Below are 12,653 nucleotides of genomic sequence, written 5' to 3'. Positions count from 1 at the left end.
TCGATTCCCCTACGGGCTACAAAATTAGTTGTGAAATAGTTTTATAAAATAAAGGGTAGTGTCTCATTCTTTATTTTATTAGTTAAAACCAAAGTGTTTGCCTTGGCGAATGTGGGAGGTTTTTCTTTTTTAACTAATAGTTTATAACAATTATTACAATTAAAAAAAGAACAAAATGGCAAATCATAAATCTGCTTTAAAGAGAATTAGAAGTAACGAGAAAAAAAGAGTATTAAATAGATACCAACACAAAACTACTCGTAACGCTATTAAAGCTATTCGTTTAGCTACTGACAAAGCTGAAGCTACTGCAAAATTATCAACTGTTATTTCTATGATTGATAAATTAGCTAAGAAAAATATCATTCATGATAATAAAGCTTCTAACTTAAAATCAAAATTAACTAAGCACGTAGCTTCTTTGTAATCTAATGTTAGTAAAATATACTAAAGCTCTCAATTCGAGGGCTTTTTTTATACGTTATTATTATGTTATTTCTACTAAAGTATTGATTACTATAGTATTTTTCTAAAAATAAACATTACCTTTGCACCTTCAAAAAAACAAGTAAATGACTTCTATTAGAAACATCGCAATTATTGCACACGTTGACCACGGTAAAACTACTTTGGTTGATAAAATTATGTACCACTGTCAGTTATTTCGTGAAAACGAAAATACTGGAGATTTGATCTTAGATAATAATGACTTAGAGCGTGAAAGAGGAATTACTATTACTTCTAAGAATGTTTCTGTAACTTATAAAGGAACAAAAATCAATATTATTGACACTCCAGGTCACGCCGATTTTGGTGGTGAAGTAGAGCGTGTACTTAATATGGCAGATGGTGTTTGTCTTTTAGTAGATGCTTTTGAAGGACCAATGCCTCAAACGCGTTTCGTATTACAAAAAGCAATTGACTTAGGATTAAAACCATGTGTGGTTATTAATAAAGTAGATAAAGAAAACTGTACTCCAGAAGAGGTTCATGAAAAAGTTTTTGACTTAATGTTTGAATTGGGTGCTGAAGAATGGCAGTTAGATTTCCCAACCGTTTATGGTTCGGCTAAAAATAACTGGATGTCTGACGATTGGAAAAATCAAACTGAAAATATTGAGCCATTATTAGATATGGTTTTAGAAAATATTCCAGCTCCTAAAGTCTCTGAAGGAACGCCTCAAATGTTGATTACATCTCTAGATTTCTCTTCATTTACGGGTCGTATTGCAATCGGACGTTTACAAAGAGGAGTTTTACGTGAAGGAATGAATGTTTCCTTAGTAAAACGTGATGGAAAAATCATCAAATCAAAAATTAAAGAATTACATACTTTCGAAGGTCTTGGACGTAAAAAAGTAGAGGAAGTTGTAGCGGGAGATATTTGTGCTTTAGTTGGTTTAGAAGGTTTTGAAATTGGGGACACTGTTGCTGATTTTGAAAATCCAGAAGCATTAGAAACTATTGCTATTGACGAGCCAACAATGAGTATGTTGTTTACGATTAACGATTCACCTTTCTTCGGTAAAGAAGGTAAATTTGTAACTTCACGTCACGTAAAAGAACGTTTGGAAAAAGAATTAGAGAAAAATTTAGCACTTCGTGTTCAAGAAACAAATTCGGCTGATAAATTTATGGTTTTTGGTCGTGGAGTTCTCCACTTATCGGTTTTAATTGAAACCATGAGAAGAGAAGGATACGAGTTACAAATTGGTCAACCACAAGTTATTATTAAAGAAATTGATGGTGTTAAATGTGAACCAATTGAAGAATTAACTATCGATTTGCCTGAAAATCTTTCAGGAAGAGCTGTTGAGTTTGTTACAGTTCGTAAAGGTGAAATGTTATCAATGGAGCCAAAAGGTGATCGTATGATTATCAAATTTAATATTCCTTCTCGTGGAATTATTGGATTGAGAAATCAATTATTAACCGCTACGGCTGGTGAAGCTATTATGTCGCACCGTTTTATTGAGTATCAACCATACAAAGGTGAAATTGCGGGTCGTATCAATGGTTCGTTAATTTCTATGGAAAATGGTAAAGCCATTCCTTATTCAATTAATAAATTACAAGATAGAGGTAGATTCTTTGTTGATCCAAATGAAGATGTATACGAAGGTCAAGTGGTTGGAGAGAATTCTCGTGGAGATGATATGGTAATCAATATCACGAAAACGAAGCAGTTAACGAATTTCCGTTCTGCTGGTGCGGATGACAAAACAAGAATTGTTCCTGCTATTAAATTCTCATTAGAAGAAGCATTAGAATACATTCAAAAAGATGAGTATGTTGAGGTAACACCAAAATCGTTACGTTTGCGTAAAATTTATTTGAATGAAAACGATAGAAAACGTTTTAAAATCGCATAAATTTTAAATCCCGATGAAAGTCGGGATTTTTTAGCATTATAAAGAATGGAAATAAAATTAAAATACGGAATCGACAATTTGCTTTTTGGAATGAAAGAGCAAGATGTAATTAAAATTTTGGGTAAACCCGATTCAAGTTATAAAGACGAAGACGAAAATGTTGTTTTAATGTATAACTCAAGAAAACTTCGTTTAACATTCTATAAAGAAGAAGATTTTAGGTTAGGTTATATGACAACATCTAATCCAATTGTTAAGTTGTTTAATACTGCTTTAATTGGTAAAAATTGGAGTGAGGTTTATTCTATGTTAGAAAAAAATAAAGTTAAATCTTTTGAAAGTGATACCATTGAAGGAATAGTGAGTTATTTCAACGAGGAAAATTGGTTGTTTTTTCACGTAGATTATAACGAAATTGTCAAGATAGAACTTGGAGCTGTTTTCAAAGAAAAAGAAGATGATTTTGATTGGAAATTTTAATAAAATAAAAAAGCCGCTAACTTAAAAATTAGCGGCTTTTTATTTTATTGTTGATTTATTTTTATCAATTCAACTTCAAAAATTAAATCGGCATTTGGTGGAATTACTCCGCCAGCACCTCTTTCACCATAAGCTAAGTTTGAAGGGATGTAGAATTTATATTTTGAACCTTCGGACATTAATTGAACTCCTTCTGTCCAACCTTTAATAACTTGATTCAAGCCAAAATCAATTGTTTCACCTCTTTGAACACTACTATCAAATATTTTTCCATCTAAAAACATTCCAGTGTAATGTACTTTTACGTTACTTGTAGCAAGAGGTTTATTTCCAGTACCTTCTTGTAAAACGATATATTTTAGCCCACTTGGAGTTGTAGTTCCATTTGCAAATTCTTTTAAAGCTTTTTCTTTTGCTTCTCTTTGTTTTTCAGCAGCTAATTTGTCGGCCACTTCTTTTTTAGCAAAGTAATCAGAAAAGATTTTTTCAGCATTAAAATTATTAGCTTCTTTACCCACTCTAATAATTTTTACAGTGGTAATCACATCGTCTTGTGCAATTTTATCCACTACTTCTTGTCCGCTAACTACATGCCCAAAAACAGTATGTTTTCCATCTAACCATGGAGTTGCTTTATGAGTAATAAAAAATTGACTTCCATTTGTAGCTGGTCCTGCATTAGCCATTGATAAAATTCCTTTTCCAGAATGCTTTAAATCGGCTACAATTTCATCATCAAATTTATAACCAGGACCACTAGCGCCAGTTCCATCAGGACATCCACCTTGAATCATAAAATCAGCTATTACTCGGTGAAATTTTAAACCGTTATAATATGGTTTACCTTTAAATTTTTGATCTGCTTTTGGATTTTTCCCTTCAGCAAGCGAAATAAAATTAGCTACAGTTACTGGAGTTTTTTTGTATTCCAATATAGTAACGATTTTGCCTTTTGAAGTGTTGAATTCGGCAAATATGCCTTCTTGTTTTTTCGCTTGAGCAAACATAAATGTAGAAGCGAATAATGTGATGGCTACAATTTTAAAAATATTCTTCATCTATAATTTTATTTAATTTCTAATAATTCTACTTCAAAAACAATATTAGCATTAGGCGGAATTGCATTTCCAGCACCTTGCTGTCCGTAAGCTAAATTTGATGGAATGTATAACATTACTTTATCTCCGTAGTTCATCATTTCAATACCTTCATTGAATCCTGGGATAAAAGGTAAGCTTCCAATTGTTGCAGGATATCCAGCATATCCGTTTTGATTAGCTCTGTTTTGATCAAATTTTCCGTATAGTTTAGCTACTTCTTCATAACTTGTATCAAAAAGTTGGCCATTTTCTAAATAACCTGCATAATGAATAATAACTTGAGTTCCAGAGGTTGGTTTTTTACCATTTCCTTTTTTAATATATTGATAAATTAAACCCGATTTAGTTTTTGTTCCAGTAGCTTTTAGGGTTGTAATCTCTTTTACTTTATTCTCGATGATTTTTTGTGTTTTTTCTTCTGCTTCTTTTATTTCTTTTGCCACAGTAGAATAATAGTCTTTGAATATTTTTAAGGCATCGAATTTTTTTGCTGCATCACCAATTCTAATAATGGTAATTTTTTCAATAATATCATCAGTTTCAATAGTATTAATTACTTCTAATCCTTCTACAACTTCTCCAAAAACCGTATGCATATTATCTAGCCAAGGAGTTTCTTTATGAGTTATAAAGAATTGACTTCCATTAGTACTAGGTCCGGCATTAGCCATAGATAAAATTCCGGCTTTTGAATGTTTTAAATCAGGATGAAACTCATCTTTAAATTTATAACCTGGTCCACCAGAACCATCTCCATTTGGGTCACCACCTTGAATCATGAAATCAGCAATTACGCGGTGAAATTTTAATCCATCATAAAATGGTTTTCCTTTGAATTCTTCGCTAACAAAAGGGTTTTTCCCTTCTGCTAAAGTTACAAAGTTAGCTACAGTATTTGGTGCTTTTTCAAATTCTAACTTTACAATCATGTTTCCTTTTGCAGTTTCAATGTCAGCATACAAACCTTCTTTTAGGTTATCATATGATTTTGAGCATGAAGCAAAAAATGTTGCAATACTTAGAAGTAAAATTGAGGTAATCTTCATTTTTGTTTAATTTTTAGCTTGTGTATCTACTTTAATATCGTTTAAACTTACGGTGCAAATTAAAGGTTCATTTGTTCCAATTTTTTTATCATCGCCATGATAACCATAAGCCATATGAGAAGGAAATAAAAACGTAACGGTTTCTCCTTTTTTCATAAGCTTGATTCCGTCACGTAATCCCATCATGATATTTTCTTTGTCTACATAATAGGTTTGTGGTTTTGTTTCCGCCATTGTGTAGATAATTCTGTTTTTTAAATTTTTTATTTCGTAATCAAAAAAAGCAATATCACCTCTTTTAGGTGTTGGAGTAGTTTCATCTACTTTGGTTTCATATTTATACCAATATCCTTTATTAGAAGCAATATAAGTTTTAAGGGAATCGTTTTTAATGATTTCAGCGATTAAATCTTCTTCATCTGCAATTAAAACTTTATTACGTTCGATAGATTCTTTTATGAAAGTTCCAGATGAATGGGTTATAGGTTCTCTTGCTTGTTGCTGTTGCGAGCAACTTCCAAAAAACAATATAACTCCAAATAGGAATAGGCTTTTGATTTTCATGATTATTTTTTTTCTTTTGCTAAAATAGCAATAAATTGTTGTATCGTTTCGTCTAAATTTGAAAAAGATTTTCCTCCAGCAGCATTAATGTGTCCACCGCCATTGAAATGATTTCTTGCAAATTGATTTACATCAAAATCACCTTGAGAACGGAAGGAAATTTTGATAATTCCTTCTTCTTTGTTTTCAATAAAAATGGCTGTAAAATCAATTCCTTTGATACTTAAACCATAATTTACAATCCCTTCTGTATCCCCTTTTTGATGTCCAAATTCATTTAATTCATCTTGCGTTAACGTAATGTATGTTGTTTTGTATTCAGGAAGCATTTTTAAGTTTTGTAGTGCTTTTCCTAACAACAATAAACGGTTGTAAGAAGAATTATCAAAAAGTAAATTGTGAATTTCACTATTATTAATGCCTCGATCAATTAAATCGGCCACACATTTATGAGTTTTGCTAGTTGTTTTTGGAAAACGAAAGCTTCCTGAATCAGTAACAATTCCAGTATATAAACAAGTAGCAACGGTTGTATTGATTAAGTTTTCGTATCCTAATTGATAGATAAAATCATATACCATCTCGCAAGTAGAACCATAAGCAGTATCTGAAAAAGTATAAGTAGCATAATCATCTGGTGCTTGATGATGGTCTATCATTACACTTGGGACTGTTAATGTTTTTAATACATTTTCCATTTGGTCGCCCGTTCTGTGAAGGGCATTAAAATCTAAAGTAAAAATCAATTCCGATTTTTCTAAAATAGTTTTACAAGTATCAAAACTTCTTTCAAAAATTAAAATTTTTTCACTTTCGGGTAGCCATGCTAAAAAGTCTGGAAATTCATTTGGTGCCATTACCACAACATCGTGTTGTAATTGTATTAACGTGTGATATAAAGCCAATGTTGATCCCATAGCATCTCCATCTGGATTTCTATGCGGGATAATTGTGATTTTTTTTGGCGTAGCTAAAAGCGATTTTATAGCTTCAATTTCGTGTATTTGCATCATAGTGCGAATATATTATTTTGTAAGCTATTCTGCAATTATTATGCCTAACGTTTTAGTGCAAAATGCCCTTTAATAGTTTTTCCGTTAGTTAATTCGATTGTAAACCAATAATCAGAAGAGGGAAGAATTTCACCATTGAAAGTTCCATTCCAAGTATCTGCATTCGCTTTGAATTGCTTTAACAATTTTCCGTAACGGTCAAAAATGGTAATGATGCTATTTTCAAGATTACGTTTACTAAGATTTTTAATGAACCAAGTATCGTTGTATCCATCGCCATTTGGAGTAAAATATTTCGGATAATCTAAGATGTAAAAGGTTTCGAAAATAATTCCACAACCTTTTTTGTCTTGTACATAAACAATGTATTCTCCTTCTGGTAAATTAGTAAATGTATTTGAGTTTTGATAGTTGATTCCGTCTAATGAATATTCGTAATCACCTAAACTTAAAGCTGAAATTTGAATTACAGCCGAATTGTTTTCTTGAAAATCATTAATGATAATATTGTCAATGGTTGCAATTCCTGAAGGTTCAACGGTAAAGGTTTTTGTTTTAGAACAATTAGAAGCATTTGTTAAAGTTACAGTGTAAGTTCCGCCGGAATTTACCATAATTTGTTGGGTAAATTGTGGTGGATTTGTATTCCATTCGTAAGAAGAAAAACCGCTTCCAGCATCTAAAATTAAATTGGAACTTTCACAAAGACCAACTGTTTCATCTACTAAGATTTCATTGAAAGTAGTTACTGTTAAATAAACTGGAAAGTCAGTATAACATCTTTGAACATTTGTGATTCTAGCATAAATGGGTTGACTATATGCTGTTGTATTAGTGTAATTTGAAGGTAAAGCAGTGGTGCTCGTTTGCGTTTCAAAAAAAGAAACATTATAGTTGGATGGTAAATTTGTAAACAATTGATTTTTAATAGCATCTAAGTTAAAAACTGTTTTCCCATCTTGATTGTTATCAGCATCACATTCTGTAAATGAATTTTGATTGATTATCAATGCTTCTGCATATTCAATTTTGATAGTTCCTTCGGGTTTGCATGAAAGTCCAAAATCAATTTCAACTTTATAATCTCCTGCTGAAGTAACATTGTAAGTAGCATTTGTAGCTCCTGTAATCTCAACATCATTTTTATACCATTTATATCCAATTGCACCTGTTTGTGTGGCATTGACAAGTAATGATTCTCCGTTGCATAAATGATTTCCGTTAGCAATTAATCGATCATTACCAATATTGATTCCAAAATTAAAACTTCCTCCACCAAGAAAAATAGCAGAATCATAACGGTAATTTCCTTCATCTGCAATTACCAGTTTAATATGATAGGTTTCTCCGGGAATAACGTTTGATGTAGCCGTTAAAACTTTTGTTTGTCCATTAAAATTTGTAGGATGATTTGTTCCGTTGAAAGCATCAAAGTAAGCCTCATTAGCTGGTGGACAAATAGTTCCTGAACCTCTAACAGTATTTACTTTTACAGGAATATTTGTATTTGGAACTACTGCTAAGTTTTGGTAATTCGTATCTCCATTTCTTCTCAGTAGAAAAGCAAATCCGTCGGTGTAACTACATTGATTTGACATTGGATTTGATAAATATTGCTCTGACGAAAAAATATAATCAAAACTAATATTGTTGTCTAGTGGGATAAAATCAAATTCTAAAACGGTAGCGTTATAAGTATTACTAAGTCCTAATGCCTGATTCAAATCGGAATCGCCATTCCAGCCCATACCACCTCCATCATCAGATAAATAACTGTTAGGTCCTGGTGCATTGTTGATTTTTCCTGTAGAAAGAATGATCCCGTTTTGAAAAGGGAATGTAGTCCCTGTAGCATCAAAATAGCCATAGCTTTTTTCACCAGATGCAAAATTACCTCCTGATACACTAACATTAAATACACGAGCACAGGGGCTATTAATTAAAATATCTTCAACTAATTCTTGTGGGGTGAAATTTTCACTTACCGAAATATTTTGAGCATTTCCAAATTGAATTCCAAGCCCAAATAATAAAGCGAAAATAGTGTATTTAAATCTACTCATAGCATCGGCAAAGATACTACAAATCGCGCTTTTTAAGGATGTAATAGGATGTTAAAATAAATATAAAAGTCCAAATTAAAACAATACTTACTTGTGAAAAATGAATGCTGTAATCTTTAACTGTTTGAGCTCCTCCAACAGCATTTTCAATAGTTTTAATAGCACTTAATCGTGTAATGGGTTCTTTGATTAAATTACTCATTGCTTCTATTGGGAAGTACTGAATAATAGTATCTCCGAAGTTTTTGTGTTTGTCATCACCTCCTAAGATTACAAATTTAACTAACCAATAAAAAATGTTTTCACCTACAAACCAAACAAACAAAAATCCTAAAGCAAAAGCACTTCGTTTCACAAGAATTCCTAAGAACAAACAGAAAGAGAAAAACGCAAAAAGTTTGATAAAAAAAGCTAATAAATATTCTAAATCTGTAAAAACGATTGATAGTTCATTGTAAGAAGAGAAGGAGTAACCTAAAATTAATGACATTATAAACACGAAGATTGTTGAAGCTACGGCAAAACTGGCAACAACTAAAAATTTTGAAAGTATAAATTCTTTTTTGCTTAATCCGTCAATTAGGTTTTGTTTTAGCGTACCGTAAGTGTATTCATTTGCCATCATGGAAACAATAACAATGGCTAAAAATATTTTAAAAAAAGCCGCAACATAAGTGTTGAAATGCCAAATATAGGGGAAATTGAAAATTCCTTGATCGGCAATTCTGATTTCGAAAGTACCAATGCTGAATTTAATTGAAGCAATTAAAGCAATAAAACTTAGCAATATAAAGTAGGTTAATACTAAAATACGACTGGCTTTGTTTTTCCAAATTTTTTGAAATTCTATAGAAAGTAATCTTTTCATCGGATGGTTAGTTTTTTGTTAATTCAAGGAATTGTTCTTCTAGGCTGTTTTTTCTTTTTACTAGGTGTTCTAAAACAATGTTTTGCTCAAACAAATACGAATTCAAATCTTGAGCGGCAATGTCTTGTTTTAAATGCACTAATAGTTTTCCGTCTTCTTCAACCGTGTTTTCTACAAAAGTTTGTTGGTCTAAAACGGTTTTTAATCGCACAATGTCGTTTGATTTAAGTTCGAAGAAGCTATTGTTCTCTATCATGTTGTGAACGGTTCCTTGATACAACATTTCGCCTTTTCTTAAAACTACCACATGACTACAAACTTTTTCCACTTCGTCTAACAAATGCGAAGCCAATAAAATGGTCGTTCCTTGTGATGCAATTACTTTGATAATATCTCTAATTTGACGAATTCCTTGAGGGTCTAAACCGTTTGTAGGTTCGTCTAAGATTAATATTTCTGGGTCGTTTAATAGGGCAGAAGCTATGGCTAAACGTTGTTTCATTCCTAACGAATAGGTTCTGAATTTGTCGTTTTTACGTTCTAAAAGTCCAACTAATTCTAATTTTTCATCCACTTTTGAAAATGATGTTCCTTTGATTTTACATACTAATTCCAAATTTTCTTTGGCTGTCATGTATGGATAAAAGTTGGGTCTTTCGATGATGGCGCCTACTTTTTTCAAAGCGTCATGCGTAGCGACTTTTCCTCCAAACCATTCAAAATCACCCGAAGTTTTATTGACAACGTTTAATACAATTCCTAAAGTAGTTGATTTTCCTGAGCCGTTTGGACCCAAAATTCCGTAAACATTTCCTTTCTTGATTTCGAAAGAAACATTTTTAACGGCATGCAAGTGTTTATTGAAAATCTTATTGAGATTCGATATTTTTAAAATGGTTTCCAAGTTTGTTCGTTTTTTGATTTAAAGATAAGACGAACGAATTTTACTTTTGTTACGTATTGGAGTGAATGTCAATAAAAAATCCCTAATCTTATGGCTCGACTAGGGATTTAAAGGTATTTTTTTGGGGCAAAATTAATATTGAATAAAGTTGTTGATTTTCACATTTGTAGCTTTTAAATCATGCATTAAATTGTACAAGCCAAAGAAAGTTCTGTTGATGTAAATGAAATGCTTTGAACCGCGATTTCCGTTCATGTTGCGTAATTCGGTGTTTTTGGAATAGCGTTCTCCTAAATCGGCAATTTGACCGAAAAATTCTTCGTCTGAAAAATCAAATTCTTCAACATGGAAAGGTCGTGCAAACAAACTTAATAATTCATGAAACATTTCGGTGAAGAATTCAATTTCTTCTTTTGTGTCTTCTTTTCTTAAAATTTCTAATTCGTATAATTTCGATTGGAAGAATTCTGGATTGTTCAAGTTTTCTTTTTTCGCTAATTCGAAATACGGTACATAAAAATCATTTGGAACTTCTTTGATACAACCAAAATCTAAAGCTACTAATTTCGTGTCTTTAGTAATTAAGAAGTTTCCTGGATGTGGATCAGCATGGACTTTTCTCAAATTGTGCATTTGAAACATATAGAAATCCCAAAGCGTTTGACCTAAAATATTCGATTTCTCAACATCGGTATTGTGAGCGGTGAATTCTGATAAATGTTCGCCCGTCATCCAATCCATCGTAATGATTTTCTCCGAAGACCATTCTGGATAGTACTTTGGGAAAATTAAATTTGGAATGTTTTGGCAAGCTTCGGCCATTTCCATGCTTTGTTTTACTTCGTTGATATAATTGGTTTCTTCAATCAATTTATCTTCAACTTCCTTAAAATATTTATCCGAATCTTTTCCTTTAATGTTGAACATTTTGATGGCAATTGGTTTAACTAAAGCCAAATCCGAACTAATACTTTCTGCCACTCCTGGATATTGAATTTTCACAGCAAGTTTTTTCCCATCCTTGGTAGCTTGGTGTACTTGACCAATGCTAGCCGCATTTATAGAAGTGGCATTGAAGGTATCGTATATTTCATTTGGTTGTTTACCAAAATAATTTTTAAAGGTTTTGTTCACCAAAGGAGCAGACAAGGGCGGAACAGAAAACTGCGCCAATGAGAATTTTTCCACGTAAGCTCTTGGTAATATATTTTTATCCATACTCAACATTTGTGCGACTTTCAAAGCACTTCCTTTCAGTTGCTTTAAACTGTCGTAAATGTCGGCAGCGTTGTTTTTGTTGAGTGATTCTTTTGCTTCTTCTTCGGATTTGGTGATTTTATCTCCGTAATATTTGAGATAATTCACACCGACTTTGGCTCCGGTTTGAATTAGCTTGGAAGCGCGTTGGATTTTTGATGTTGGGATACTATCGATTGTTTTCATTTTTTTTATTTTATTTTTCAGCGGTAAAAAATGGAATCGCTTTTTTTTGGAATTTGCTTTCGCAAATATTAATTTGTTGCGATTTCATATGGTTTTCGCTTACATTTTAAATGAGCCTCTTTCGTGCCACATAAATTTTCCAAAATCGATTAGGCTTTTGAATGGAGTAGTATCCATCAAATCAAAACTGGTATTGACTGATTTTTCAATGAAAATATCGGTTTTTTCAAAAGATAGCGAAGTGTCTTCTATCCAAAATTTTAAAGTGAATAAGAATTGTAACCAAGCCATTTCGCTCATGGTTTTATCTTGAATTTCGATTAACTTTTCTTGTTTTAAATCGATTTTTTCAATGTCTAAGTTGTCGTAAAATTGTTTGAAACTTTTTCTTAATTCGCTCAATTTTGACAAACTTTTCAATTTGTTTTTGTCTTCTTTCAAAAGCGCTACCGAAAAACTTCTGTTTGCTGTTAGCATTTCAAAATAGGTGAAATAAAAACTTAATAATTTAGTTCTAGCATCATACGATTCGAAATCTTCGCTTTTTTCTAACAAACTCATTGTTTGCTGAAATAATGAAGTGAAGAATGTTTTTTCAATTTGTTCAAAAGATGAAAAATTCGCATAAAATACAGCTTCTTCAAAGTTGTACTGCTTCGCAAATTTATATACTGAATGTGGCGCTTTGTTATTTTCTAAAAAATAATCAATGTAGAAACCTAAAATATCTTGATTAGTAATCTCTTTCTTCTTTGCCATGACTTTTTAAATTTTATCAAAGATAGATAATGTTTAATTTA

Annotated in this window: 12 protein-coding genes; 3 read left to right on the top strand and 9 right to left on the bottom strand. The window is 31.8% G+C overall.

Annotated elements, in window-relative coordinates:
- The first annotated feature begins 175 nt into the window (after positions 1–175).
- From rpsT to V7P59_RS02280, 3 genes are all read left to right on the top strand, one after another.
- Positions 176–427 carry a 30S ribosomal protein S20 gene (rpsT, locus tag V7P59_RS02290; protein WP_333808278.1) on the top strand — a complete coding sequence of 84 codons (252 nt, stop codon included), beginning with the start codon at positions 176–178 and terminating at the stop codon, positions 425–427.
- Between the two features lie 145 nt (positions 428–572).
- Positions 573–2,372, top strand: a complete 1,800-nt coding sequence (gene typA / locus V7P59_RS02285) for a translational GTPase TypA (protein WP_333808276.1) — start codon at positions 573–575, stop codon at positions 2,370–2,372.
- Positions 2,373–2,417: 45 nt separating this feature from the next.
- Complete coding sequence (locus tag V7P59_RS02280) at positions 2,418–2,852, top strand: hypothetical protein (protein ID WP_333808274.1); 435 nt, start codon at positions 2,418–2,420, stop codon at positions 2,850–2,852.
- Positions 2,853–2,896: 44 nt separating this feature from the next.
- Here the strand turns inward: V7P59_RS02280 and V7P59_RS02275 are convergent, their stop codons facing one another.
- From V7P59_RS02275 to V7P59_RS02235, 9 genes are all read right to left on the bottom strand, one after another.
- The gene (locus tag V7P59_RS02275; RefSeq protein WP_442902409.1) at positions 2,897–3,910 is read right to left on the bottom strand and encodes a peptidylprolyl isomerase; all 1,014 of its coding nucleotides are present in this window, start codon (positions 3,908–3,910) and stop codon (positions 2,897–2,899) included.
- 8 nt (positions 3,911–3,918) lie between these two features.
- Entirely contained in the window at positions 3,919–4,998 is a 1,080-nt protein-coding gene (locus V7P59_RS02270; protein ID WP_333808272.1) for a peptidylprolyl isomerase, read from the bottom strand.
- 6 nt (positions 4,999–5,004) lie between these two features.
- Positions 5,005–5,562, bottom strand: a complete 558-nt coding sequence (gene gldI, locus V7P59_RS02265) for a gliding motility-associated peptidyl-prolyl isomerase GldI (RefSeq protein ID WP_333808270.1) — start codon at positions 5,560–5,562, stop codon at positions 5,005–5,007.
- A gap of 2 nt (positions 5,563–5,564) precedes the next feature.
- Positions 5,565–6,575, bottom strand: coding sequence for a DHH family phosphoesterase (locus tag V7P59_RS02260; RefSeq protein WP_333808268.1), 1,011 nt, complete (start codon positions 6,573–6,575; stop codon positions 5,565–5,567).
- A 44-nt stretch (positions 6,576–6,619) separates the two neighbouring features.
- Positions 6,620–8,638 (bottom strand): choice-of-anchor L domain-containing protein, encoded by a 2,019-nt coding sequence (locus tag V7P59_RS02255; protein WP_333808266.1) that lies wholly within the window; start codon positions 8,636–8,638, stop codon positions 6,620–6,622.
- A gap of 16 nt (positions 8,639–8,654) precedes the next feature.
- A complete protein-coding gene (locus tag V7P59_RS02250) occupies positions 8,655–9,506 on the bottom strand; it encodes an ABC transporter permease (protein WP_333808264.1) in 852 nt (283 codons plus the stop codon).
- A gap of 7 nt (positions 9,507–9,513) precedes the next feature.
- Positions 9,514–10,410 (bottom strand): ABC transporter ATP-binding protein, encoded by an 897-nt coding sequence (locus V7P59_RS02245; RefSeq protein ID WP_333808262.1) that lies wholly within the window; start codon positions 10,408–10,410, stop codon positions 9,514–9,516.
- 132 nt (positions 10,411–10,542) lie between these two features.
- A complete protein-coding gene (locus V7P59_RS02240) occupies positions 10,543–11,853 on the bottom strand; it encodes an ABC1 kinase family protein (RefSeq protein WP_333808261.1) in 1,311 nt (436 codons plus the stop codon).
- 99 nt (positions 11,854–11,952) lie between these two features.
- Positions 11,953–12,612 (bottom strand): TetR family transcriptional regulator C-terminal domain-containing protein, encoded by a 660-nt coding sequence (locus V7P59_RS02235; RefSeq protein WP_333808259.1) that lies wholly within the window; start codon positions 12,610–12,612, stop codon positions 11,953–11,955.
- Positions 12,613–12,653 lie beyond the last annotated feature (41 nt).

Origin of the sequence: Flavobacterium sp., from assembly GCF_036782315.1 — a bacterium.
GTDB lineage: Bacteria > Bacteroidota > Bacteroidia > Flavobacteriales > Flavobacteriaceae > Flavobacterium.
The sequence above is the reverse complement of the archived record's forward strand: the minus strand, read 5'-3'. Positions and strand labels throughout refer to the sequence as shown.